The sequence below is a fragment of the Streptomyces sp. NBC_00038 genome (genome assembly GCF_026343635.1).
Taxonomy (GTDB): Bacteria; Actinomycetota; Actinomycetes; order Streptomycetales; family Streptomycetaceae; genus Streptomyces.
The window spans coordinates 1,926,161-1,949,872 of record NZ_JAPELQ010000001.1; the positions used below are offsets into that span (position 1 = coordinate 1,926,161).

The 23,712-nt window shown below is 70.3% G+C and carries 22 protein-coding genes and 1 riboswitch; of the genes, 4 read left to right on the plus strand and 18 right to left on the minus strand.

The genetic code is table 11. The features are described 5' to 3' along the window. Window positions 1-80 precede the first annotated feature (80 nt). The 6 genes from OG219_RS08930 to OG219_RS08955 form a co-directional block, all read right to left on the minus strand. Entirely contained in the window at window positions 81-353 is a 273-nt protein-coding gene (locus tag OG219_RS08930) for a phosphoribosyl-ATP diphosphatase (RefSeq protein WP_266824671.1), read from the minus strand. A gap of 34 nt (window positions 354-387) precedes the next feature. Further along, window positions 388-873 (minus strand): 6,7-dimethyl-8-ribityllumazine synthase, encoded by a 486-nt coding sequence (ribH, locus tag OG219_RS08935; protein WP_266824673.1) that lies wholly within the window; start codon window positions 871-873, stop codon window positions 388-390. A gap of 50 nt (window positions 874-923) precedes the next feature. After that, window positions 924-2,213, minus strand: coding sequence for a bifunctional 3,4-dihydroxy-2-butanone-4-phosphate synthase/GTP cyclohydrolase II (locus OG219_RS08940; protein ID WP_266824675.1), 1,290 nt, complete (start codon window positions 2,211-2,213; stop codon window positions 924-926). Beyond that, window positions 2,210-2,854: a nicotinamide mononucleotide transporter family protein gene (locus OG219_RS08945; protein ID WP_266824677.1), complete on the minus strand. Its 645-nt coding sequence runs from the start codon at window positions 2,852-2,854 to the stop codon at window positions 2,210-2,212. The genes OG219_RS08940 and OG219_RS08945 overlap by 4 nt, the downstream gene beginning before the upstream one ends. Then, window positions 2,851-3,453, minus strand: coding sequence for a riboflavin synthase (locus OG219_RS08950; RefSeq protein ID WP_266824679.1), 603 nt, complete (start codon window positions 3,451-3,453; stop codon window positions 2,851-2,853). Before OG219_RS08950 ends, OG219_RS08945 begins: the two co-directional genes overlap by 4 nt. Before the next feature lie 152 nt (window positions 3,454-3,605). Then, a riboswitch (FMN riboswitch) is annotated at window positions 3,606-3,736 on the minus strand. 351 nt (window positions 3,737-4,087) lie between these two features. Beyond that, the gene (locus OG219_RS08955; protein ID WP_266824681.1) at window positions 4,088-5,299 is read right to left on the minus strand and encodes an ROK family transcriptional regulator; all 1,212 of its coding nucleotides are present in this window, start codon (window positions 5,297-5,299) and stop codon (window positions 4,088-4,090) included. 138 nt (window positions 5,300-5,437) lie between these two features. On the opposite strand from OG219_RS08955, the gene OG219_RS08960 reads away from it, so the two are divergent. Continuing rightward, window positions 5,438-6,652 carry an MFS transporter gene (locus OG219_RS08960; protein ID WP_266824683.1) on the plus strand — a complete coding sequence of 405 codons (1,215 nt, stop codon included), beginning with the start codon at window positions 5,438-5,440 and terminating at the stop codon, window positions 6,650-6,652. Here OG219_RS08960 and OG219_RS08965 read toward each other — a convergent pair. Both OG219_RS08965 and OG219_RS08970 read right to left on the minus strand, forming a co-directional pair. After that, a complete protein-coding gene (locus tag OG219_RS08965; protein ID WP_266824685.1) occupies window positions 6,612-7,073 on the minus strand; it encodes a thioesterase family protein in 462 nt (153 codons plus the stop codon). The two genes, OG219_RS08960 and OG219_RS08965, sit on opposite strands and share 41 nt — an antisense overlap. A gap of 136 nt (window positions 7,074-7,209) precedes the next feature. Then, the gene (locus OG219_RS08970) at window positions 7,210-8,475 is read right to left on the minus strand and encodes an alginate lyase family protein (protein WP_266824687.1); all 1,266 of its coding nucleotides are present in this window, start codon (window positions 8,473-8,475) and stop codon (window positions 7,210-7,212) included. Between the two features lie 121 nt (window positions 8,476-8,596). Here OG219_RS08970 and OG219_RS08975 point away from each other — a divergent pair, with 121 nt between their 5' ends. After that, window positions 8,597-10,012 (plus strand): uracil-xanthine permease family protein, encoded by a 1,416-nt coding sequence (locus OG219_RS08975; protein ID WP_266824689.1) that lies wholly within the window; start codon window positions 8,597-8,599, stop codon window positions 10,010-10,012. Here the strand turns inward: OG219_RS08975 and OG219_RS08980 are convergent. After that, window positions 9,994-11,118: a glycoside hydrolase family 6 protein gene (locus tag OG219_RS08980; RefSeq protein ID WP_266836042.1), complete on the minus strand. Its 1,125-nt coding sequence runs from the start codon at window positions 11,116-11,118 to the stop codon at window positions 9,994-9,996. The genes OG219_RS08975 and OG219_RS08980 overlap by 19 nt on opposite strands. 173 nt (window positions 11,119-11,291) lie before the next feature. Here OG219_RS08980 and OG219_RS08985 point away from each other — a divergent pair, with 173 nt between their 5' ends. Next, window positions 11,292-11,966 (plus strand): DUF5995 family protein, encoded by a 675-nt coding sequence (locus OG219_RS08985; protein WP_266824691.1) that lies wholly within the window; start codon window positions 11,292-11,294, stop codon window positions 11,964-11,966. A gap of 17 nt (window positions 11,967-11,983) precedes the next feature. Here OG219_RS08985 and OG219_RS08990 read toward each other — a convergent pair whose 3' ends face one another. From OG219_RS08990 to OG219_RS09020, 7 genes are all read right to left on the minus strand, one after another. Next, a complete protein-coding gene (locus tag OG219_RS08990) occupies window positions 11,984-13,678 on the minus strand; it encodes an NAD(P)/FAD-dependent oxidoreductase (protein ID WP_266824693.1) in 1,695 nt (564 codons plus the stop codon). A 50-nt stretch (window positions 13,679-13,728) separates the two neighbouring features. Then, window positions 13,729-14,517 (minus strand): carbon-nitrogen hydrolase family protein, encoded by a 789-nt coding sequence (locus OG219_RS08995; protein WP_266824695.1) that lies wholly within the window; start codon window positions 14,515-14,517, stop codon window positions 13,729-13,731. Window positions 14,518-14,922: 405 nt separating this feature from the next. Further along, a complete protein-coding gene (locus OG219_RS09000) occupies window positions 14,923-16,398 on the minus strand; it encodes an HAD-IA family hydrolase (RefSeq protein ID WP_266824697.1) in 1,476 nt (491 codons plus the stop codon). A gap of 51 nt (window positions 16,399-16,449) precedes the next feature. After that, window positions 16,450-17,541, minus strand: coding sequence for an ABC transporter ATP-binding protein (locus tag OG219_RS09005; RefSeq protein ID WP_266824699.1), 1,092 nt, complete (start codon window positions 17,539-17,541; stop codon window positions 16,450-16,452). A 4-nt stretch (window positions 17,542-17,545) separates the two neighbouring features. Continuing rightward, the gene (locus OG219_RS09010) at window positions 17,546-18,370 is read right to left on the minus strand and encodes an ABC transporter permease (RefSeq protein ID WP_266824701.1); all 825 of its coding nucleotides are present in this window, start codon (window positions 18,368-18,370) and stop codon (window positions 17,546-17,548) included. Continuing rightward, window positions 18,358-19,257, minus strand: coding sequence for an ABC transporter permease subunit (locus OG219_RS09015; RefSeq protein ID WP_266824703.1), 900 nt, complete (start codon window positions 19,255-19,257; stop codon window positions 18,358-18,360). Before OG219_RS09015 ends, OG219_RS09010 begins: the two co-directional genes overlap by 13 nt. After that, on the minus strand, window positions 19,254-20,408 hold the full coding sequence (locus OG219_RS09020) for an ABC transporter substrate-binding protein (protein WP_266824705.1): 1,155 nt from the start codon (window positions 20,406-20,408) through the stop codon (window positions 19,254-19,256). The genes OG219_RS09015 and OG219_RS09020 overlap by 4 nt, the downstream gene beginning before the upstream one ends. A 211-nt stretch (window positions 20,409-20,619) precedes the next feature. Between OG219_RS09020 and OG219_RS09025 the strand changes: the two genes are divergently transcribed. Beyond that, window positions 20,620-21,360: a GntR family transcriptional regulator gene (locus OG219_RS09025; protein WP_266824707.1), complete on the plus strand. Its 741-nt coding sequence runs from the start codon at window positions 20,620-20,622 to the stop codon at window positions 21,358-21,360. A gap of 105 nt (window positions 21,361-21,465) precedes the next feature. On the opposite strand, the gene OG219_RS09030 is transcribed toward OG219_RS09025, so the two are convergent. Both OG219_RS09030 and OG219_RS09035 read right to left on the minus strand, forming a co-directional pair. Beyond that, window positions 21,466-21,918 (minus strand): Lrp/AsnC family transcriptional regulator, encoded by a 453-nt coding sequence (locus OG219_RS09030; RefSeq protein ID WP_266467686.1) that lies wholly within the window; start codon window positions 21,916-21,918, stop codon window positions 21,466-21,468. Between the two features lie 10 nt (window positions 21,919-21,928). Continuing rightward, the gene (locus OG219_RS09035) at window positions 21,929-23,395 is read right to left on the minus strand and encodes an amino acid permease (protein ID WP_266824709.1); all 1,467 of its coding nucleotides are present in this window, start codon (window positions 23,393-23,395) and stop codon (window positions 21,929-21,931) included. Between the last annotated feature and the right edge of the window lie 317 nt (window positions 23,396-23,712).

Below are 23,712 nucleotides of genomic sequence, written 5' to 3' on the forward strand. Positions count from 1 at the left end.
AGGTCGGCTTCCTTTGTGTGAAGGGGTGTTCTGCAAACGGACGGAACTGTCTGATCTACCGGTGGGCGTACACGTCGTCCCTACAGATGGGAGTACACGTCGTCGAGGGAGATCCCCCGCGCGACCATCATCACCTGGACGTGGTAGAGCAGCTGCGAGATCTCCTCGGCGGCGGCTTCCTTGCCCTCGTACTCGGCGGCCATCCATACTTCGGCGGCCTCTTCGACGACCTTCTTGCCGATGGCATGGACACCCTTGCCGACCAGTTCGGCGGTGCGCGAAGTGGCGGGATCGCCGTTGGCGGCCTTGTGCTGGAGCTCGGTGAAGAGCTCCTCGAACGTCTTATTGGACATGGTGGTCCTCACCCTACGCGCTCACCCGCATCCCTCAGCGCCAGGGTTCAGATACTGAGCGGAGGGTCGCCGCGGTCGCCACGGCGGCGGTCACCGCCTCGTGTCCCTTGTCCTCGTTGGAGCCCGCGATGCCCGCGCGGTCGAGGGCCTGCTCCTCGGTGTCGCAGGTCAGTACGCCGAAGCCGATGGGGACGCCGGTGTCGATGGAGACCTGGGTGAGGCCCTGGGTGACGCCCTGGCACACGTACTCGAAGTGGGGTGTGCCGCCGCGGATGACGACGCCGAGCGCGACGATGGCGTCGTATCCGCGGCCCGCGAGGACCTTCGCGACGACCGGCAGCTCGAAGCTGCCGGGAACCCGAAGGAGGGTCGGCTCGTCGATTCCCAGCTCGCGCAGGGCGCGCAGCGCGCCGTCGACGAGGCCGTCCATCACCTTTTCGTGCCACTGTGCCGCGATGACCGCGACGCGCAGGTCGCCGCAGTTGCGTACGGACAGTTCAGGTGCACCCTTGCCGCTCACGTCTCTCCTCAGTGCTGCTGTGCTGTGCTGTTTCGCCGAAAGTACGGTTGCTACTGGTTGCCGCAGGCCGACACGGTGGTCGTGTCGAGCCAGGGCAGGTCGTGTCCCATCCGGTCCCGCTTGGTGCGCAGGTAGCGGAGGTTGTGCTCGCCCGCCTCTACGGGCATCGGCTCCCGGCTCGTGACCTTGAGGCCGTGCCGGACGAGCGCGTCGGTCTTGTCGGGGTTGTTGGTCATCAGGCGGACGCTCGCCACCCCGAGATCGTCGAGGATCTGCGCGCTCGCGCCGTAGTCCCGGGCGTCCGCGGGCAGACCCAGTTCCAGGTTGGCGTCGAGGGTGTCCCGGCCGCGCTCCTGGAGCTCGTACGCGCGCAGCTTGGACAGCAGGCCGATGCCGCGCCCCTCGTGACCGCGCAGGTAGACCACGATGCCCCGGCCCTCGGCCTGGATGCGCTCCATGGAGGTCTGGAGCTGGGGACCGCAGTCGCAGCGCAGCGAGTGGAAGACGTCGCCGGTGAGGCACTCGGAGTGGACGCGGACGAGGACGTCCTCGCCGTCGCCGATCTCGCCGTGGACCAGGGCGACATGCTCGACTCCGTCGGCGGTGGAGCGGTAGCCGTACGCCGTGAACTCGCCGAAGGCGGTGGGCAGTTGGGTCTTCGCCTCGCGGCGGACGGTGGGCTCGGCGGTGCGGCGGTAGGCGATCAGGTCCTCGATGGAGATGATCGTCAGGCCGTGCTTGCGGGCGAAGGGGATCAGTTCGGGGAGGCGGAGCATGCGGCCGTCCTCCCCCGCGATCTCGACGATCGCGCCGGACGGGCGGAGGCCGGCGAGGCGGGCCAGGTCGACGGCCGCCTCGGTGTGGCCGTTGCGGACCAGTACGCCGCCGGGCCTGGCCCGCAGCGGGAAGATGTGGCCGGGGCGGACGAAGTCGTCCGCCTGGGCGCTGCCGTCCGCGAGGAGCTGCAGCGTGGTGGCACGGTCGGATGCCGAGATCCCGGTGGTCACACCGTGGGCGGCCGAGGCGTCCACGGACACGGTGAACGCGGTCTTCATCGACTCGGTGTTGTCGTCGACCATCTGCGGGAGCCGGAGCCGGTCCAGTTCCTCGCCCTCCATGGGGGCGCAGATCAGGCCGCGGCACTCGCTCATCATGAAGGCGACGATCTCGGGGGTCGCCTTCTCGGCGGCGATGACGAGGTCGCCCTCGTTCTCCCGGTCCTCGTCGTCGACGACCACGACCGGGCGGCCCGCGGCGATGTCCGCGATGGCCTTCTCGACCGGATCGAGCGCGAAGTCCTCGATGTTGTCCCTGCTGTACCAGACCGGCGCTGTAGTCATGCCGGGGCTCCTTCCAGGACGGGCTGCCCGGCCTTGCGGGAGCGCAGCCACCAGTCGCGCATGCCCCACAGGACGAGCGCGCCGTAGACGACGTAGACGAAACCGGAGAAGGCGAAGCCGTTGGCGAAGTTGAGCGGGACGCCCACCAGGTCGACCAGCAGCCAGGCGAACCAGAACTCGACCATGCCCCGCGCCTGGGCGTACATGGCGACGATGGTGCCGACGAAGATGTAGGCATCCGGCCAAGGGTCCCAGGAGAGGGTCGGGTATGCCTTGAACAGGAGGCCGACCGCGAGGGTGCCCACGGCGGCCGCGCCGAGCAGCGCGCCGCGTTCGCGCCAGGTGGCGAACCGTACGGCGATGGAGCCGTCCTGCGCCTGCCCCTTGCCGCGGTTCCACTGCCACCAGCCCCACGCCGCGACGACCATGACGACGACCTGCTTGCCGGCGCTGCCGGACAGGTGGGCCGTGGCGAAGGCGGCGAGGAGGATGACACCGGACAGGAACTGGGCGGGCCAGGTCCAGATCGAGCGCCGCCAGCCGAGCGCGAGGGCGACCAGACCGATGGTGTTGCCGATCATGTCCGACCACTTGATGTGCTGGTCGAAGAGCGTGAAGGCCTCGGAGTTGAGCCAGTTCACCGCGCCGCCTCCTTGGTGCCGAGGAGGCGCTCGACGTACTTGGCGATGATGTCGACCTCGAGGTTGACCGGGTCGCCGGGCTGCTTGAGGCCGAGCGTGGTCAGCGCGAGGGTGGTGGGGATGAGGCTGACGGTGAAGTAGTCGGAGCCCGCCTCGACGACGGTCAGGCTGATGCCGTCGACGGTGATGGAGCCCTTCTCGACCACGTACCGGGAGAGGTCCGCCGGGAGCGAGATCTTCACGATCTCCCAGTTCTCGGACGGCTTGCGCTCGATGACCGCGCCCGTGCCGTCGACATGGCCCTGCACGATGTGCCCGCCCAGGCGTGCGCCCACCGCGGTGGGGCGCTCCAGGTTGACGCGGGAGCCGACGGCCAGGGCGCCGAGGCTGGAGCGGTCCAGGGTTTCCGCCATGACGTCGGCGGTGAACTCGTCGCCCTCGTGCTCGACGACCGTGAGACAGACCCCGTTGACGGCAATGGAGTCGCCGTGCTGCGCACCTTCGGTGACTACAGGGCCACGAAGTCGGAAGCGTGAGGCGTCGCCGAGTTTCTCGACGGCGGTGATCTCACCCAGCTCTTCGACGATTCCGGTGAACACTTCCCGGGTCCTCCTGCCTCATAGGGCACGGACTCCGGGGCCTGTCGAAGGCGACAGAATGAAACGGACTACGACACCGGGACGATGCCGAATGAGACTCGTCCCGTCGGGACAAGCCGAAACAATCGGCAGCGCGCACGAATGCCCGCCCGCCGCGCACTGCCTCCCATCCGGACTTTAACCGTCGGTCCAGGAATTTCACCTGGTCAACCGGCCGCTGGAAGCGACCGGGTCGCGGACTGTAACCGCCGGTTCGGACTTTCACCGACCCCGGAGTGCGCTGCTTCTGGTACATGGCCAGTGTGCCACGCCTGATCGACGCCCATGCGGGCGAACGTCTGTGGGCTGGCTCACAGGCCGCATGAATGGACTTCTGCGGGGTCGCGCACCAGACCAACTCCTGTATCGGGGCGCACGCTTGAGGCTTCGTGCCACCATCCACGGCCGATATTGGTCCATACCTATTGACCGCACTGGTCTAGTCCTCCTAGGGTCGCGATCATGGCCCCGCGAGCATCGGCGGGGCGATCACGACTTGCCGCACCCGCCCCCAGATCGGCCCGGCGGCGGTGACGGAGGCCCTTGCCCCGCCGCCGGGCCTCTCAGCCCGACCTCTGCCGGGCACCCGCGGGGTCTACCGTGCGGGCGGCGCGAACAGCTCGTCCTGTGCACCGTCGCGCGCCGTGAGCAGCGCGCCGCGCAGCACCGCACCCCCGCCCAGCACGCTCGCGCGCACCTCCACGGGCAACGGGGACATCCGCACGAGCCGCTCCGCGACCCGCGCGGCAAGTACGCTCCCGCCGGCCTGCCCGACCTCACCGCCCAGGACCACGCAGCCGGGGTCCAGCACGGCGACGACGGAGGCGGCACCGATGGCGAGGCGGTCGGCGAGGGCGTCGAGGAAACGGGCGGCCGAGGACTCCCCGTGCGCACCGGCCGCCGCCCCCTGCGCACCCACCGCCTTCCTCACCAGCGCCGCCGCGTAGGGCTCGTGCGGCACCCCCTCCGCCACGAGTCCGTACTCCGCCGCGAGCCCCGCGATCGCCGCCGCCCCGGCGAGGGAGTGGAAGCCGCCCTCGCAGTCCGTCGCCGACGGCAGGGTCGCGGTACCCGGTACCGGGAGGAAACCGATCTCGCCGGTGCCGCCGGAGGCACCGCGACGGAGGGCGCCGTCGAGGACGACGGCCGCGCCAGTGCCGTGGCCGAGCCACAGCAGCACGAAGGTGTCGCGGTCACCGGCGGCGCCGTCGCGCTGCTCGGCGAGGGCGGCGAGGTTCGTCTCGTTCTCGACCAGGACGCGGGCGTCGGGAAGGCGTTCCTGGAGGGCGGCGACCAGGCGGCGGTGCCACTCGGGGAGGCCGGAGGAGTCGCGGAGTTCGCCGGTGGAGGGGTCGATGAGGCCGGGGGCGCCGATGCCGACGGTGTGCAGCCGCTCGGCTCCGGCCTCCTTGGCCACGCGCTCCACCAGCGCCACCGCCTGCTCGACGGCGGGCCCGGTGCCCGCGTCGTCCGTGATGGGCACCGAAGCCCGCGCTAGTTCGGTGCCGAGCAGGTCGGAGACGACTACGGAGACGCCCTCGGTGCGGACGTCGAGGGCGGCCAGGTGCGCCCGGTCGGCGACGATCCCGTACAACCGCGCGTTCGGGCCGCGCCGCTGCGAGCCCGACTCCCCCACCACCGCGATCAGCCCGGCGGCGCTGAGCCGCTCGACGAGGTCGGCGACGCTGGGCCGGGACAGTCCAGTGAGCTGCTTCAACTGCCCTGCCGTCAAAGGGCCCTCCTGCTGCATGAGGCGCAGGGCGAGCCGGTCGTTGATGGCCCGGGCGGTGCTCGGAGATGCGGGCATGCCGGGATCCTTCCAGATCAGTAGGGGGCGGAGCCCTCGGTCCGGTTCCCCGGCCGTAAATTCTCTATTTATCAGGCAGGGTGCCTGATAGTTTACGACGGCAGTGCGGGGAGGACGTCCAGGAGGGGCAGCGGCACCATGAGTGAAGTGGTCTACGACATGCGCGAGTTGAAGCGCGCACGGTACGCCGTGGCCGCCGTGTTCGCGGTGCACGGCGCGGTCACCGGGTCCTTCGCGACCCGCGTGCCGTGGATCCAGGACCATGCGGGGCTCAGCACCGGCCAGCTGGGGTTCGCGCTCGCCTTCACGGCGCTCGGTGCGTCCGTCTCGATGCCGCTGGCCGGCCGGATCAGCCACCGCTTCGGTTCCCGCGCGGCCCTGCGCGGCCTGATGGCACTGTGGACGCTCGCCCTGATCCTCCCGTCGCAGGCGCCGAACCTGATCGGTCTGTGCCTGGCGATGTTCACCTTCGGAGCCACGGCCGGCATGGCCGATGTCGCCATGAACGCGCTGGGCGTCGAGATCGAGCGCGGGCTCGACAAGTCGATCATGTCCAGCCTGCACGGCATGTGGAGTGCGGGCGCCCTGACCGGCTCGGCAGGGGGCACACTCGCCGCCCACCTGGGCTCGGACGCTCGCGTGCACCACGCGCTGGCGGCGGCGACCCTCACGCTCCTCGGAGTGGTGGCCTGCCGCTGGGTGCTCGACCTGCAGCCCACCGCGGACGAAGAGGCACCGCCCCGGTTCGCACTGCCGCCGCGTTCGGCACTGCTGATCGGCGCGGTCGGGTTCTGCGCGGTCTTCGCGGAGGGCGCGAGCCTGGACTGGTCGGCGGTCTACCTGCAGGACGAACTGGGCAGCTCGGCCGGTCTGGCGGCGGCGTCGACGACCGGCTTCATGCTGACCATGGCGGTGGCCCGGCTCGTGGGCGACGCGGTGGTGAACCGCTTCGGCGCGGTGCGCACCGTACGGGCGGGTGGTGCGCTGGCCGTACTGGGCGGGCTGCTGATCGTCGTCGCGGACCACCCCGCGGTCGCGATGAGCGGATTCGCGCTCCTCGGCCTCGGCATCGCGGTGGTGGTCCCGCTCTGCTTCGCGGCGGCGGGCCGCAGCGGCCCCAACCCCAGCCAGGCCATCGCGGGCGTCGCCACCATCACGTACACCTCGGGTCTGGTCGCGCCGAGCGTGATCGGCTCGCTGGCTCAGGCGACGAGCCTGATGGTGTCGTTCGGTCTGGTGACGGTGCTGGCGGGCGGGCTCGTCGGCTTCGCGGGTGTGCTGCGCGCCGGCGACCGGGACCGGCCGAAGGTGGTCAGCCCGCCGAGCGCAGCAGTTCCCGACCCACGGCCTTGAACCGGTCGCTCCAGGGCGTCGGGCGCAGCGTCCCGGCGTCCAGCCGGACGAGCACCCGCGTGCCGTGCGCGTACGTCACCGCGCCATCGTCCGAGCAGAAGCGGAAGCCGTACGTCAGTCCGGTCGTCCCGAGCCGTTCCAGCCAGAGATGGACGGCGTACGCGCCGGGACGGTTCACCGGGACCTCGTAGCTGACCCGCAGCTCCTTGACCGCGTTGCAGAAGTCGCCCGCCGCCTCCCAGTCGCCCTCGAAGCCGCCGAAGCCCCGCTCGTGCCACAGCGCCGTCCAGGCGCGCTCGACCAGCACCGGGTAGCGGGCGTTGTGGAGCAGTCCGAGCGCGTCGAGGTCGTCGAAGTGGACGGTGACGGGGATGAGCCGCCCGTACGCGAGAGCGGGGGCGATCGGGGCTTCGGCGGTCACGGGCGGGGCTCCTGAGACGTACGGGACGGGAACACATGACTGAAACAACACCCCATCCTAAGCAAACGCTCAGAAGCCCCGGAGTCGAGTGCCCAACTCCCCGAAGCCCAGTGACCGGCTCCCTGCAGCCGAGTGCTCAGCCCGCGATCGAGTCCAGCTGTTCCGCGGCCGGCCGCAGCGCCCACAGGTCGCCGCCGGGGGGCGTTTCCAGCTTCGGAACCGCGGCCCGCGCCGCCTTGTCACCCGCGTCGGCCGCCGCGTGCACGACATCGCTCGCCGCGAACCGGTAGAACTCCAGCTCCGGGTACGGCCAGGGCTGGGCCCCGGTCGCGGCGGGCAGCAGATAGCCGACCGCCTTGAACAGGCTCTGCCCGTCCGGCCCTTCGTAGGACCACAGGTTCACGCCGACGTGCCGGCCGATGGCCGCGAGCCGGGTGTAGGCGACCAGGTCGAAGGTCGAGTAGTGCCAACTGCGGGTGCGGGCCAGCTCCTGGGGCTGGCTGCCGTCGGCGGCTATCTGCGGGTCGATCCGCTTGGCGCGCGCGTCCAGGACGGTCTGCCGTGCGAGATCCCGGTCGCCGGTCGCGTACGCCAGACCGGCGAGCAGCATGTCGTAGAAGGTGCCGTGGTTGTTCTTTGCGGCACCCTCCTCCTTGCCGAAGGCGCTGTCGGCCAGCCAGTCGCGGAAGTCGGTGTTCCAGGCGAGCATTTCGGAGCGGTCGGTCCTCGACCAGCCGGGGGCGCCCGTGTCCAGGATCGCTATGGCGTCCAGGACGCTCGTGTAGGACTGCGAGAAGTCGATGATGCCGATGGCCCGGCCGTCGTACTTGCAGGGGATGAACTGCCCGTGGTCGAGGTTCGGGTTCATCCGGGTGTCGGGGGCGAGGAACCAGGTGCGCAGGACGGTGGCGGCCTTCTCGGCGTACTTCTTCTTGCCCGTGTAGTACCAGGCCAGCGCGAGGTCGTAGGTGGAGTCGAAGACCTTCTCGACGTCCTGGCGGTCGGTGCCGGTGTCGACCTCGGGGTTGCGCTGGCCGTCGCGCTGGACGTAGGGGCAACCCCATGGATTCTCAACGGTCTTGGGCTGTGACGGCCACCAGTAAGGGGCCTGGCTGAGGTAGTCGTGAACGTCGCCGCCGGGGGCGGGCTTCGGCTTGTCGACGACCGTCCAGGGGCCCTGGTCCAGCCACTTGTCGGCGCGGGCCGTCAAGTACCCGAGCGTGCGCTTGAGTTGGGGATCGCCGCGGTCGAGGCGGACCTTGGTCTGCTGCAGCCGGGCACCGTCGAGGACAGCGGTCCTGGGGACCTTCGGCGCGGCCTGAGCCGCGGCGGAGGGGACGACGACGGCCGCCAAGGTGACCGCGGCCGCGAGCAGCACGACCAGTCGAGGTCTTGCACTCATCAGACACTCCGATCAGACATGTGAACGCAGTTCACGAGTAGGACCGTGCGAGCGTAGGGCCGCTGGTTACCCCTGACAATGGTCCGGACAGATTCACGTACAGAGAAAGTGAAGCCTCACCATGGACCTCGGCGTGCGCTGGAAACTGCACGGCGACGGGCGAACGCCCGCCCCCGGAGCGGTCGTCCGCCCCGATGAACGCCTCTCCTGGCCGCGCACCTTCGGGCTCGGCGCCCAGCATGTGGTGGCCATGTTCGGGGCGTCCTTCGTCGCACCCGTCCTGATGGGCCTGGACCCGAACCTCGCGATCATGATGTCCGGCGTCGCGACGGTCATCTTCCTGCTCGCGACGCGCGGCCGGGTGCCCAGCTACCTCGGCTGCTCGCTCTCCTTCGTGGGCGTCGCCGCGGTGATCCGCGCGCAGGGCGGCACCAGCGCGACGGTGACGGGCGCCGTCTTCGTCGTGGGCGTCGCGCTGTTCCTGGTGGGCGTCGCCGTGCAGCGGTTCGGGGCACGGATCATCCACGCCGCGATGCCGCCGATCGTGACCGGCGCGGTCGTCATGCTGATCGGCTTCAACCTGGCGCCGGTGACCGCGTCCACCTACTGGCCGCAGGACCAGTGGACGGCGCTCCTCGTGATGGCGTTCACCGGTCTGGCCGTCGTCTGCCTGCGTGGTTTCTGGTCACGGATCGCGATCTTCCTGGGCCTGATCTTCGGGTACGGGATCTCCTGGGCCTTCGACCGGATCTTCGGCCGGATCCACTCGGTGGACGCGAGCGGCAAGCTCACCGACCACTGGCGCCTGGACCTCTCCGCTGTCGGCAAGGCGGACTGGATCGGCCTGCCCTCCTTCCACGGCCCGTCCTTCCAGTGGTCGGCGATCCTCGTCGCACTGCCCGTCGTCATCGCGCTCGTCGCCGAGAACGCGGGCCATGTGAAGGCCGTCGGCGAGATGACCGGCGACCCGCTGGACGACAAGCTGGGCACCGCGATCTCGGCGGACGGCGTCGCGTCGATGCTCTCCACGGCGGTCGGCGGCCCGCCCAACACCACGTACTCCGAGAACATCGGCGTGATGGCCGCGACCCGCGTCTACTCGACGGCCGCCTACTGGGCCGCCGCGGGCTTCGCCCTCCTCTTCGGCCTCTGCCCCAAGTTCGGTGCGATCGTCGCGGCGATCCCGGGCGGCGTCCTCGGCGGCATCACCGTCATCCTGTACGGCATGATCGGCCTGCTCGGCGCCCAGATCTGGCTCAACGCCAGGGTGGACCTGCGCAATCCGCTGAACCTGGTACCCGCCGCTGCGGGCATCATCATCGGCGTCGGCAACGTGACCATGACGTTCACGGACACCTTCTCGCTGAGCGGGATCGCGCTCGGCACGCTCGTCGTGATCACCGGGTACCACGCGTTGCGGGCGATGGCTCCGGCTCACCTCAAGACGCAGCAGCCGCTGCTCGACGAGGGCACCTCTTCGTACGACGAGGACTCCGACCAGGAATCGGGCCAGGGCTCTCAGGTCGCCAAGTCGTAGGCGTACGAGGGCGAGAAGGTCCCCGGAGTGCCCTTGCAGCCATCCGACTCGCCCGGCAGCTTCACCCACAGGTAGGCGTCGATCCGTGCCTCTCCGGTGTTCAGGGTCGGTGCCTGCCCGATCCTCCGGCCCGACGGATCGCACCACTCGCCGTCGGCCGGGGCGCCGTTGCCGTTCCGGCTGGTGTCGATGACGGCGCCCAGACCCGCCGGGCCGCCGAGAGCGGACAGAACCTCCCGGGCGTAGGTGATCTCCGCGCTCGTACGGTGGAAGTTGGACACGTTGGTGAAGATGCCGTCGGAGGAGGCGGCCGAGGCGGCGCCCGCCTGTTTGAGGAGTGCGGCCTGGGTGGCGGCCGGGTTCCAGTCGGAGTGGCCTGCGTCGTAGTAGACGCGGGCCCTGGGGTTCGCCGCCTTGAGGACGCGGCCGGCACGGGCCAACGAGGCGAAGCGGTCGGCGCGTTGGCCGGCGGAGAGGCAGCTCGCCTGGGCGAGTGAATCGGGCTCCAGGATGACGATGACCTCGCTGGATCCGAGCCCGGCGGCGAAGTTGTCGATCCAGCCGTCGTACGCGTCGAGGTCGGGTGCTCCGCCTTCCGAGGCACCGCCGCAGTCGCGCCCCGGGATCGCATACGGCACGACGACCGGGACCCGGCCCTGCGCCGCGCCTCCCGAGGTGACCGCCCTGACCCGCCCGGCGATGGTGGACGGCGTGAAGTCGGCGAACCAGACCGCGGCCGGGCGGTCGGCTATCCGGGACTCGATGACCGAGCGCCGGGAGTCGCCGGGATGGTCCGCGACCCAGTCGAGGACCTGGGACTCGGGGTGGCGGTAGAGCCCGGCGGAGGCGGCCACGGTCTCCGTCTCCTTCTTGGTGGCGGACGGCTTCGGGCTCGGTTCCGGCTTCGCCGAGGCGGCTGACTTCGACGGGGACGGTGAGGCCGAGGCCGGGGTGGGTGACGGAGTCGGTACGGCGGGCAGCGGCAGGAGGCTGGGAGCGCGGGTCACCAGGGGTTTGGCGTCGTCGGAGGAGCGCCCGTCGCCGAGCGCGGACATCATCCCCGTGACGCTGCCGACCGCGACGACGACCGAGGCCGCCGCGACCATGGCACCGCGCCGGGCGGCACGCCTGCGCTCGGCCCTTCGCACGGCCGCGCGCTGCGCACGTAAGCCTGACACGTACTGCTCCCCCCACTCCCGCCACGGACGTGTTCCCCCGTTCTGGGGAAGCGTCCGGCCCGGCGGCACTGTGGTCAGCCTAGGACTGGGACGCTGCCCCCATGGCGCTGTTGGAACACTTCACCACTCCTGTAGACACCGTCGTCTCCCGTATGCGCACCCTGGACGCGACCCTCCCCGAGCGGGACGGGGTCGCGGTGTTCAACCGCGTCTACCTCGCCGTCACCGAGGAGCTCGACCGGCGCCTGGACGCCGGGGAGTTCCCGGACCCGGGGGCCGCGATCACGCTGGACGTCCGGTTCGCGGAGCGCTATCTGAGGGTGGCCGAGGAGGGGCGGGCGCCCGCCTGCTGGCGGCCGTTGCTGCAGTTCCGGCGGCATCCCGGGGTACGTCCGCTGCAGTTCGCGCTCGCGGGCATCAATGCGCACGTCGGGCACGATCTGGCGCTCGCGGTCGTGGACGCCTGTCGTACGCTCGGCTGCGAACCGGCTGAGCTGGAGGACGAGTTCGACCGCGTGGGCGATCTCCTCGTCTCGCTGGAGGAGCGCATCCGCGAAGAGCTGATGCCGGGTCCCGATCTCCTCCAGATCGCCGATCCGCTGACCCACCTGCTCGGCTCGTGGAGCCTGGACCGGGCGCGCGACGCCACCTGGGCCGCCTCGCGGGCCCTGTGGGCGCTGCGCGGACTCCCCGATCTCGCCGAGGAGTTCGGCGACCGCCTCGACGCCGCGGTGGGCTTCGCCGGGCGGATGCTGCTCACACCGCTGCCGGACTGATCGCCCGGCGCCCGGCCTCAGTCCTCCGGAAGCTCCACCGGCGCGATCTCGTCGTAGACGTCGCCAGGCCCGGGGTTGGTCGGGTCGGTCGCCCCGCCGAGCTGGTGCATGACGCCCCAGACGGCGTTCAGCGCGGTCTGCACGGCACCCTCGGCCCAGCCGGCGGTCCAGGAGATGTCGTCCCCGGCGAGGTAGATGTTCCGCTTGTCCTCGGGCAGCGTGTCCTGCATGAAGTGGGTGAACAGGCGCCGCTGGTAGCGGTAGTGGCCGGGCAGGTTGGCCTTGAAGGCGCCCATGAAGTAGGGCTCGTTCTCCCAGGAGACGGTCACCGGGTTGCCGATGACGTGCTTCCTGATGTCGACCTTCGGGTAGATCTCGCCGAGCGACTTCAGCATGACCTCCATCCGCTCGTTCGCGGACAGCGGCAGCCACTTCAGGCTGTCGTCGCACCACGTGTACGAGAGGCAGATGACGGCGGGCTTGTCCGGACCGTCGTCCAGGAGGTAAGTCCCGCGCGTCATACGGTCGGTGAGGGTCATCGACATCACGTCGCGGCCGGTGTGCTCGTCCTTGTCCAGCCAGAACGGCCGGTCGACCGGCACGAAGAGCTTCGAGCTCTCCATGTAGTGGGTCCGCTCCATCGCAGTCCAGTGGTCGATCGGGAAGAGCGAGTCGTCGCAGGCGATCTTCGAGAGCAGCAGCCAGGACTGGGCGGTGAAGATCGCCGCCCGGTAGGTGCGGATGTCGCCGTTCGCGTCCGTCACGGTGATCCGGTTGCCGGACGTGCGGTTCAGGCGGGTCACGGCCGGACGCGGGGCACCGTCGTGCAGCGTGGCCAGCGACGTCCCGTACGCCCAGTGCACGATCTTCTCCGGCTCGCGCTCCCAGAGGCGCAGCGGCAGCTGCTGCGAGCCGCCGACTATGCCGCGGTGGTGGTCGTCGGCCTCGGTGTAGACGACGCGCAGGATTTCGAGGATGGAGTTCGGGAAGTCGGTGTCCCAGCCGCCCGTTCCGAAGCCGACCTGGCCGAAGATCTCGCGGTGCCGGAAGGACTTGAAGGCGTCCGAGTCGCAGAGGAAGCCGTAGAAGGTCTGGTTGTCGAGCTTCTCGACCAGCTGGGCCCAGATCTCGCGGATGCGCGGGACATCGCGCTCGCGCATGGCCTGGTTCATGTCGGAGAAGTCGGCGCCCTCTTCGAGGCAGGCGTTCCAGGCGGTCGCGACATCGCGGTAGACCTGTGGCAGGTCGTCCACCGTCTCGGCGTAGTGCGACTCGCCCTTGAGGTCGACGACCGTCGAAGGCGTGCACTCCGCGAGGGGGTTGGGGAACGGCCGGGTCTCCAGGCCCACCAGGTCGATGTAGTGCTGCAGGGCCGTGGAGGAGGGCGGGAAGCGCATGGCGCCCATCTCGGCGGTGAGCGAGGGGTCGCAGCCGTCGAAGCCCACCGTCCGCAGCCGTCCACCGATCTGGTCGGCCTCGTAGACGACGGGCTTGAGCCCCATCTTCATCAGCTCATAGGCCGCGACGATGCCGGAGAGACCGCCGCCGATGACCGCGACCTCCGTGCCGTGCTCGGTCGCGGGTATCTGGCCGAGGCCCGCGGGGTGCGCGAGGAAGTCGTCGTACGCGTAAGGGAAGTCCGGGCCGAACATGGTGATCGGCGGCTGCTGCACGTCTGCGTGCTGGACGGCGGTGGGCACGGTGGACGTCATGGGGTACGGACTCCTTGCGGGAAAGCTGTTTCGGGGGGGGGCGGCGAAGGTCAGACGAGGGACCCGTAGAGGCCGGGGCGGCGGTCCTTCAGATACGGGTTCGCCTCGCGCGAGGCCGCCAGGAAGGCGGGGTCGGCGTCCGCGAGGACCAGCTGCTCGCCACGGCCGGCACGGGCCCGCGCGACTCCGTCGGGACCGGCCAGCGTGGACAGCCCGACGAAGTCGAACTCCCCTTCCTGGCCTGTGCGGTTGACGTACGCGACGTACATCTGGTTCTCGAAGGCGCGCACCGGCACGACCGACTCGGCCACGAACTGGAACGGGTGCATCTGCGCCGTCGGCACGAGCAGCAGGTCGGTGCCCGCGAGGGCGTGCGCCCGGACGTTCTCCGGGAACTCCACGTCGTAGCAGATCATGATCCCGACGCGCAGCCCGCCGAGCTCGGCCTGCACCACCGGCTGCTCGCCCGGGGTGAAGTGGTCCTGCTCGAAGCAGCCGAAAAGGTGGGTCTTGCGGTAGTTCGCGAGACGGGTGCCGTCCGCGGAGATCAACTGCGCGGAGTTGAAGACCGCGTCCCCGTCGCGCTCCGGGTAGCCGTAGGCCACCGCCACACCATGGCGGGTGGCGATCTCCGCGATCGCGTCCGCGGAGTCGCCGTCCGCGGGCTCCGCGAGGTGCGCGATGTCGTCGCCGATCGCGTACCCGGTCAGGAACATCTCCGGCGCCACCAGCAGCCCTGCGCCCGCCGCTGCGGCGCGGCCCGCGGCTTCGTCGAGGACCTTCAGGTTCTCGACGACCGAGCCGGGGCGGCCGGAGCTCTGGAGCAGGGCTGTGCGCATGCGTGATCCTTGCCGGTACGGAGGGGTTTGGGGGGCCAGATAGACGGTACGGGCGAGGGGCTCGGGGGGACAAGGAGGAGCCGTTGCGCGTGCGTGAACGATCCGTTGCGTGGGTGGGGGCCTGGCGGCGATTCGTTGCGCGGGTGGTGGGCGGTGAGTCTTTCGCCCCCTCCGCCCCTACCCGTCCCTTGCTTCCTGGGGCTCCGCCCCAGACCCCGCTCCTCAAACGCCGGAGGGGCTGAAAATTTCCCCGGCCGGAGCTGAATCTTTCAGCTCCGGCCGGGGGGAGATCTTTCAGCCCGTCCGGCGTTTGAGGACGAGGCCGTTCAGGCCGACAGCGGGGGTCTGGGGGGCGGCAGCCCCCAGAAGCAAGGGACGGGTAGGGGCGGAGGGGGCGAAAAACCCCTACCTCAGCCCGAACGTCGTGATCACCGCCGCGTGGTCCGAAGGCCAGTCGTTGCCCGCGACGTCGGGCCACGCCCTCGGGCTGCCGCAGACGAAGGTGCGGGAGTCGATCACCCGCAGCCCCCGATACAGCACATAGTCGATCCGGTCCTGCGGCTCGGCCCGCCCGCTGCCGTCCTCATGCTCGGCATGGACCGGGGACCACGTGTGACCGGGGTCACGGACAGGATCCGGGTGGACCTCACGGTACGAGTCCCGCAGCCCCACCTCCTCCGCAGCCTTCGTGACCGGCCACTCCACGTCAGGCCAGTCCAGATGCGAAGGAGCGTTGAAGTCCCCCAGCAGCAGAACCGGCGTACCGGCGTCCGAAGAGTCCTCGATCCGCCGGAGGATCTCCCGCATCTGGGCGAGCCGCACCCCCTCGTGGGCGATCAGATCGGCCGCCGGAAGCCCGTCGAAGCGGGCCTCGTACGGCCCGTACGGCGTGTAGTCGAGATGGGCACTCCAGACCGCAACCTGCCGCCCGCCGTCGAGCTGGATCCGCACCCCGGTCCCCCCGTAGAAGCCGACGTCCGGATCGCCGAGACGCGCGACGATCGGGTACCGGCTGATGACGCCGAGGTTGTCGCCGCCCCGGTGATGGTGCCAGCCGAGCGCGTCGGCGAGCTCCTGCGCCGCGGTGCCGTACGTCTCCTGGAGTGCGACCACGTCCACGCCCGTCTCGGCGATGACCTTGAGCTGCTTCTCCCGGTGGTCGTCGACCTTCGTACCGCCGTACCAGAGGTTCCAGCTCATCACCCGCAGCTCGCGGGGCGCGACCATGGCCCGCAGCCGCGCCGGCGTCACCTCCTCCAGGCTGGCAAGGACGGTGCGGCCGGGCGCGGGGGCGATCGGCGCGAGCGAGGGCACGGCGAGTACGGCGCAGCCCGCCGCCTCGGCGGAGCTGACGCCCGTCTGGGTGTCCTCGACGGCCACGCACGCGGCGGGGTCGACGCCGAGGGCACGGCAGGCGGCGAGGTAGGGGTCGGGGGCGGGCTTCGTGTGCTCGGTGTCGTCGGCGGTGACGGAGACGGTGAGGCGTCCGGCGCCGAGCGCTTCGAGGACGGTGTCGGCGACGGCGCGCGGCGACGCGGTCACCAGGGCGGTGGGTACGCCCGCACGGGCCAGCGAGTCGAGCAGTTCGAGCGCGCCGGGCCGGGGCACGATGCCGGTGCGGACGCGTTCGGCGAACTCCCGGTGCAGTTCGGCGGCGACCGCCTCGACAGGGGCCCCCGTGATGCCGCCCAGCCACGCCGCGGTGTACTCGACCGGACGCCCGAGCACCTCCGGCTGATCGGCCTTCGTCAGCCCGCGCCCGAGCCCGTCGGCCACCTGCTCCACCGCCTCCCACCACAGCCGCTCGGTGTCCACGAGCGTGCCGTCCATGTCGAACAGGACGGCTTGGAGGATGGGCCGGGGGGTGGAGCGGTGGGTCACGGAACTCTCTTTCACTCGACAGGGGCCCGAGCGGGCCCGACCGGGGGTGGTTCAGTTTGTGCGCGCGGCGACCAGGACCGGCCGCTCCGGCAGACTCACCGTCACCGAGGCACCCGATCCGAGCGACGCGGCTTCGTGCGTCGGCAGGTCGGCCTTGACCTCGGTGGCGTCGGCGAGCCGCACGGTGACCCGGGTGGCCGCCCCGAGGAACGCGGTGGCAACCACCCGGGCGTCACCGGTGTCGTCGGCCCGCACCCGTACCGCCTCGGGCCGTACGAGCACGTCCACCACATCCCCCTCCGCCACGGCGGGCGCTTCACCGTCGACCGGAAGCCGCTGCCCGAGCACCTCGACCAGACCTCCGCCCAGCCGTCCCGGAATCCGGCTCATCGTGCCCACGAACTCGGCGACGAACGCGGTGGCCGGCCGACCGTACAACTCGGCGGGTGCGGCGCACTGTTCGAGCTGTCCGGCCCGCATCACGGCGACGCGGTCCGCCATGGACAACGCCTCTTCCTGATCGTGCGTCACGAACAGTGTGGTGATGCCGAGTTCCTGCTGAAGCCGGCGGATCTCGTCACGAAGGCTGAGCCGCACCTTGGCGTCGAGGGCGGAGAGCGGCTCGTCGAGCAGCAGTACGCGCGGGCGCAGGGCGAGCGCGCGGGCCAGCGCGATGCGCTGCTGCTGCCCTCCGGAGAGCTGGTGCGGGAAGCTCTCCCCCTTGTCGGCGAGTCCGACCAGGTCGAGCAACTCTGCTGCGCGGGCCCGCCGTTCGGCCGTACGGACCTTGCGCATCCGCAGTCCGAACGCCACGTTGTCCAGGGCGCTCAGGTGCGGGAAGAGGCTGTACGACTGGAAGACCATCCCGGCGTCGCGGCGGTGCGCGGGCACGCGGGTGACGTCCTCGCCGTCGACCAACACCTCGCCGGAGTCGGGATGTTCGAACCCGGCGAGCATGCGCAGCGCGGTCGTCTTGCCGCAGCCCGACGGGCCGAGCAGGGCGAGGAGTTCGCCTGGCTGCACGGTGAGGTCGAGCCCGTCGAGGGCCACGGTCGAGCCGAACTCGCGGCGCAGGCCCCGGAATTCGACGGTGGCGGCCTTCTCGGACTTCTCGGACGTTTCCTGAAGGGTGGTGACAGTCATGGGTTCATCCCCGGGAGGCCGAAGCGGATGCTTTGGAGGAGCGGCCGCCGAACACGGCGAGCGAGAGGAGCAGCGCCCACGTGACGAGCAGGCTGAGTACGGACACCGCGACGGACAGCTGCGCCTGCGAGCCGCCGACGCTGTAGATCCACACGGCGAAGGGCTGGAAGCCGAGCAGCTGCGCGACCGTGAACTCGCCGAGGACCAGCGCCAGCGTGAGGAAGGAGGCGTTGAGCAGCGCCCCGCGCAGATTGGGCAGCACGACCCGGACCAGCGCCTGCGGCCAGGGCGCGCCGCAACTTCGGGCGGCCTCGACGAGGGTGCGTACGTCGACGGCGCGCAGCCCCGCGTCCAGCGCCCGGTACACGAACGGCAGCGCCATCACGACGTACGCCAGCACGAGTATGAACGGGAAGCTCGGGTTCTGGATCGCCACGAAGGTCTGGAACAGCGGCGTACGGGAGAGGTGTTCGGGCCCCCACTTGAGGACCGTGGAGATCCCTGCGACGAACGCGATCGGCGGCACGACCAGCGGCAGCGAGCACACCACCTCGACGACCGGCCGCAGCCGGGGCGCGCCGAGCCGCAGCGCGACCATCGCGGGCACCATCAGGAGCAGCACCACGGCGATGGTGGCGAGGGCCAGCTCCAGCGAGAGCAGCAGGCTGGAGGTGAAGCCCTCGGTGGAGACGATCTCGCTGTACGCGTCGAAGGTGATTCCCTGCCCCGGCACGTCCACGGTGAAAATCACGGACGCGCCGAGCGGCACCAGGAAGTACAGCGCGGCGAGGGCCAGCACGACCCACCGCCAGAGGTTCAGGCGAGCCATCGCGCACTCCGTCGTTGCAGGGGCAGGTACACGGCCATCACCACGCCCGCGATCAGGACCATGTCGAGGCTGAGCGCGAGGGCCACGTTCTCCTGTCCGACCAGGACGTTGCCTGAGATGGCGTCGGCGATCTGCAGGGTGACCAGCGGGACCGCGCTGCCGACCATCGCCGCGGCGGTGGCGTACGCGGCGAACGCGCTGCCGAAGAGGAGCACGAAGCCGCCGAGCAGCGAGGGCGCGAGCACGGGGAGGGCCACGTGCCGCCAGTACTGGGCGGAGGTGGCTCCGTTGTTCTGCGCGGCCTCGCGCCACTGGGAGCGCAGTCCGTCCAGGGCGGGCGTGATGGTGAGGACCATCAGCGGGATCAGGAAGTACAGGTAGACGATGACCAGACCCCAGAAGCTGTAGAGGTTCCAGCCCTTGTCGGTCAGGCCGAACTGCCGGGTCAGGACACCCGCGTTGCCGAGCGTGGCGACGAACGCGAAGGCCAGCGGTACACCGCCGAAGTTGGCGAGGACGCCGGACGCGGTGAGCACGGCCTCGCGCAGCGCGCGGAAGCGGGAGGTCACCACGGCCTGGGCGAGCGGCAGTCCGAGGACGGTCGCGATGCCCGCGGAGACGGCGGACAGTTTGACGCTGCCGCCCAGGGCGGTGAAGTAGGCGCCCTGGAGGGAGTCGGTCAGATTGGCCGTGGTGTACGAAGTGGCGCCGGTCGTCTGGTCCTTGACGGTGAAGGCGCCGTTCAGCATGGCGAGAGCGGGGATCCCGAAGGCGATCGCCACGACGACGAGCAGCGGGACGACGGGAAGCCAGCCGGCGACGCGGCGCCCGCGCTTCGGAGAAGCGGCGGGCACCACGTCGGCGGCCTCGGCGAGAGTCGCGGTCATCCGGAGACGGCCTTGCCCCAGCCCTGGGCCAGGACTTCCTTGGCCTTGCTCTGCTGGTCCTCGGTCGGGAAGCTCGGCGTGCCGGAGACCTCGGGGAGCTTGGCGGCGGCGGTCTTGTCGAGGGTGCCGGCCTTCTCCATGGCGGTCATCAGGGCCGGACGGGCGAACCCGGCGAGCCAGAGGTTCTGACCCTCGGCGCTGTAGAGGTACTCCTGCCACAGCCGTGCGGCCGCCGGGTGCGGGGCGTCCTTGTTGATGGCCTGGGAGTAGTACTGGGAGAACTTGCCGTCCTCCGGGACCGTGACCTTCCAGTCGACGCCCTTGGACGTGAACTCCTCGGCGTACCCGGCGTTCAGGTAGTCCCAGTCGATACTGATCGGCGTCTCGCCCTTCTCGACCGTGGCCGGGGTCGACTCGACCGGCGTGTAATTGCCGTTCTTCTTCAGCTCGGCGAAGAAGTCGAGGCCGGGCTGGATGTCGTCGAAGGAGCCGCCGTTGGCGAGCGCCGCCGCGTAGACGCCGCCGAAGGCCGAGCCGGACTTGGTGGGGTTGCCGTTGAGGGCGACCTGCCCCTTGTACTCCGGCTTCAGCAGGTCCTTGAAGGTGGTCGGGCAGGTCTTGACGCGCTTGGCGTCGCAGCCGATGGAGATGTAGCCGCCGTAGTCGTTGGTCCAGCGGCCCTGCGCGTCCTTCTGCCCCTCGGGGATGTCGGCGAACGTCGCCACCTTGTAGGGCGCGAGCAGCCCCTGCTGGGCGGCGCTCAGCGCGAAGGAGCTGCCGAGGTCGAGGACGTCGGGGGCGCGGTCCTGGCCCTTGCGGGAGGTGACGGCGTTGATCTCGTCCTGGCTGGTGCCGTCGGGGTTCTCGACCTCGATCTTGATGCCGTACTTCTTCTCGAAGCCGTCTATCAGGGCACCGTAGTTGGCCCAGTCGCGGGGCAGGGCGATCGCCTGCAGCGTGCCCTCCTTCTTCGCCGCCGTCACCAGGGCGTCGAGACCGCCGAAGTCCGCGGCCGAGGTCGCGGTGGCCGCGCTCTTGCCGTCGGCGGTGGTCGACTCTTCGGGGGCCGCGCCACAGGCGCTCAGGGCCAGTACGGCGACGACGGCGAGGCCGCCGGTGAGGACGACGGTCCTCGGCAGGAACACGGTCACGGTCTCTCCAGGAGTACGCACGAGGGTGTGATGGAGCAGAGAACTTGTCTGAACAAGTTGGCCATAGTAGGCCCGCTGCCGGTGTCGTGTTCGTAAAATCTGGCGAAACCCTGACCCGCGATTTCCTGGACAATCCGCGCGCACACGTGTCACCTCCGCACCTCGACTAGGCTGATCACTCTGTGCACAGTCACCGAATCAGAGGGGAAGCATGCCGGCGCGACACGAGGAGATCGCCGAGGAGCTGCGGCGGGCGATCGACCGCGAGGAGTACACCGTCGGCAGCCTGCTCCCGGCGGAGACCGAGCTCGCGGCGCAGTACGCCGTCTCGCGCGGCACGGTCCGCCAGGCCGTCGCGTCCCTGACCGCCGAGGGACTCATCGGCTCACGCCAGGGCGCCCGCCGCGTGGTGCTGGCCGGCCGCCGCAGCCAGAGCTTCGCCGAACTGCGCAGCTTCGCCCAGTGGGCGCGCGCGATGGGCCGGGAGGCCACCGGCCATGTGGTGACACAGGAGCGCCGCCCTGCGACAGCGGAGGACGCCGTGCGACTCCAACTACGCGAGAACACCACGGTGTTGCACGTGCTGCGCGTGCGCGGCCTGGACGGCGAGCCGGTCCTCCTGGAGCGCACCGTGTACGCCGACTGGATCTCCCCCGCCGTCGAGGCCATCGAGCCCGACTGCCCCTCCGTCACCCAACGCCTCTACGAGGACACGGGCCTGGTCTTCGCCTACGGAGAGCACGTCATCGACGCGGTGGCAGCAGGCGCCCAGGACGCCGACCTCCTCGATGTACGCCGCACCAGCCCCCTCCTACGAGTCCGCCGCGTCACCACGACCCGCGAAGGCCGCCCGGTGGAATGGTCCGACGACCGCTACCGCTCGGACGCGGTGAGCTTCAGCGTCCACAACTCGATAGGGAACAACGCGCTGGCGAGGAAGACGGCGGAGTAACGGCACGTGCAAGCGCCGCCAGCAGAAGCGCCCCTCAGGGGCGCGGGGAACTGCGCGACCAGCCACAGCCAGCCCGCAGCCGCCAACGAGACCCCCGAACCCCACTTACGTGGGCGACCCCGAAGAAAACCGCCGCAGCAACGGCGAAAGCACCAACACGGACTTCGTCCGCTCCACGAACGACTCCCCCGCGATCCGCTCAAGCACCCGCTCGAAGTGCCGCATGTCGGAGGCGAAGACCTGCACAACCGCATCCGCGTCCCCCGTGACGGTGGACGCGGCCACCACCTCCTGATACCGCTCAAGCCCCCGCTGAATGGTCTCCGGCGAGGTGTTCCGTCGGCAGTAGATCTCGACGAACCCCTCGGTCTCCCACCCGAGCGCCGCCGGGTCCACCCGCACGGTGAACCCGGTGATGGCCCCACTGGAACGCAGCCGGTCCACACGCCGCTTCACCGCGGGCGCGGACAGACCGACCTCTTGCCCGATGTCGGCATAGGAGCGCCGCGCATCCTCGGCGAGGGCGTGCACGATGCGTTCGTCGAGATCGTTCAGCACTGCGGGTGGTTCACTTCTCTACGGTGGCGATACGGGACCGGCGGTAGCCGTAACTGAAGTAGAACACGAGCCCGACGGCCATCCAGACCCCGAAGACCACCCAGGTGACGGTGTCGAGGCTGCCCATCATCCAGACGCAGAAGGCGAAGCCGAGCGCGGGCAGCACCGGCGACAGCGGCACCCGGAACGTACGGGGCATCTCGGGACGGGTCCGGCGCAGCACCACCACCGCGATGTTGACCAGCGCGAAGGCGAAGAGCGTGCCGATGCTGGTCGCGTCGGCGAGCTGTCCGAGCGGGATCGCGGCGGCGAGCACTCCGCAGAACACCGACACGATGAGGGTGTTGGCGCGGGGCACACCGCTCTTCGGGTGAACTCGCGAGAACACCTTGGGCACGAGACCGTCGCGGGACATGGCGAAGAGGATGCGGGTCTGGCCGTAGAGCACGGTCAGGACGACGCTGGCGATGGCGATGACGGCACCGGCGGCCAGCAGCGTGCCCCAGAAGGCGTCCCCCGTGACGTCCTCCATGATCCCGGAGAGCGCCGCCTCCGAGTCGGTGAACCGCTGCCAGGGCATCGCGCCGACGGCGACGGCCGCGACCAGGACGTACAGCGCCGTCACGATGATCAGCGAGAGCATGATGGCGCGCGGCAGGTCGCGCTGAGCGTTCTTCGCCTCCTCGCCGGCCGTGGAGGCGGCGTCGAAGCCGATGTACGAGAAGAAGAGCGTCGCCCCGGCGGCGCTGACACCCGCCATGCCGAGCGGCATGAAGTTCTCGTAGTTGCCGGAGCGGAAGCCCTGGATGCCGATCGCGCAGAACAGCAGCAGCGCGGCGATCTTCACCACGACCATGATCGTGTTGGCGCGGGCCGACTCACGGGCGCCGCCGAGCAGGAACGCCATCGCGAGCAGGACGACGATCAGCGCCGGCAGGTTGAAGATGCCCCCGTCGCCGGGCGGCGCGGAGAGCGCGTCGGGGATGGTGACGCCGATGGTCCCGTCGAGCAGCTCGTTGAGGTACTCGCCCCAGCCGACGGCCACGGCGGCGACCGAGACGCCGTACTCCAGGACCAGACACCAGCCGCAGATCCAGGCGATCAGCTCGCCCATCGTTGCGTACGCGTACGAGTACGAGGACCCGGCGACCGGGATGGTGCCCGCCAGCTCGGCGTAAGAGAGGGCGGAGAACAAGGCCGTGAGGCCGGCGATCACGAAGGAGAGGGTGACCGCGGGACCGGCCTTCGGGACGGCCTCACCGAGGACGACGAAGATGCCGGTGCCGAGGGTGGCACCGATGCTGATCATCGTCAGCTGCCACAGTCCGAGGGAGCGCCGGAGCGAGCCTCCCTCACCCTGGCCACCTTCGGCGACCAGGCGTTCCACGGGCTTGCGGCGCATGAGGCGCGCGCCGATGCCCGGGGACGGCGGGGCGGGCGAGGTGCGGGACTGCGGGGGTGCGCCTTGGTCGAGCACGCGGGTGGCTCCTTCATCGCTGCCGGTCGGAAAGGGCGGAGACCGGCGGCACCCCTGACAGCAGGGACCCGCCGAGCGGGGTCCCCGCCACACCAAGTACAGCTTGTGACCCTATGAGTCCGGGCTTCGCGGGCGTAATGCAGCAACCTTGCGCGCCTCCGCAAGATCGTTGCGTTCATCGCAGCTCGGCGCATGATCGTTGCGCGGGGCCTTTCGATGGTTGCGCGGAGCGCCTTTCAGCGGCCGTAGGCGGCTTGGCGAGCCGGTGGGCGCGAGCCGAGGTCAGCCCCCTCCAGACCCCCGCGACGGCTCGCAGT

Bases quoted from the DNA above. Each gene is read 5' to 3' on its own strand.
- OG219_RS08930 (WP_266824671.1), bottom strand. From the start codon at position 353: ATGTCCAATAAGACGTTCGAGGAGCTCTTCACCGAGCTCCAGCACAAG.
- OG219_RS08940 (WP_266824675.1), bottom strand. From the start codon at position 2,213: ATGACTACAGCGCCGGTCTGGTACAGCAGGGACAACATCGAGGACTTC.
- OG219_RS08955 (WP_266824681.1), bottom strand. From the start codon at position 5,299: ATGCCCGCATCTCCGAGCACCGCCCGGGCCATCAACGACCGGCTCGCC.
- OG219_RS08960 (WP_266824683.1), top strand. From the start codon at position 5,438: ATGAGTGAAGTGGTCTACGACATGCGCGAGTTGAAGCGCGCACGGTAC.
- OG219_RS08970 (WP_266824687.1), bottom strand. From the start codon at position 8,475: ATGAGTGCAAGACCTCGACTGGTCGTGCTGCTCGCGGCCGCGGTCACC.
- OG219_RS08975 (WP_266824689.1), top strand. From the start codon at position 8,597: ATGGACCTCGGCGTGCGCTGGAAACTGCACGGCGACGGGCGAACGCCC.
- OG219_RS08980 (WP_266836042.1), bottom strand. From the start codon at position 11,118: ATGGTCGCGGCGGCCTCGGTCGTCGTCGCGGTCGGCAGCGTCACGGGG.
- OG219_RS08985 (WP_266824691.1), top strand. From the start codon at position 11,292: ATGGCGCTGTTGGAACACTTCACCACTCCTGTAGACACCGTCGTCTCC.
- OG219_RS08990 (WP_266824693.1), bottom strand. From the start codon at position 13,678: ATGACGTCCACCGTGCCCACCGCCGTCCAGCACGCAGACGTGCAGCAG.
- OG219_RS08995 (WP_266824695.1), bottom strand. From the start codon at position 14,517: ATGCGCACAGCCCTGCTCCAGAGCTCCGGCCGCCCCGGCTCGGTCGTC.
- OG219_RS09005 (WP_266824699.1), bottom strand. From the start codon at position 17,541: ATGACTGTCACCACCCTTCAGGAAACGTCCGAGAAGTCCGAGAAGGCC.
- OG219_RS09010 (WP_266824701.1), bottom strand. From the start codon at position 18,370: ATGGCTCGCCTGAACCTCTGGCGGTGGGTCGTGCTGGCCCTCGCCGCG.
- OG219_RS09015 (WP_266824703.1), bottom strand. From the start codon at position 19,257: ATGACCGCGACTCTCGCCGAGGCCGCCGACGTGGTGCCCGCCGCTTCT.
- OG219_RS09025 (WP_266824707.1), top strand. From the start codon at position 20,620: ATGCCGGCGCGACACGAGGAGATCGCCGAGGAGCTGCGGCGGGCGATC.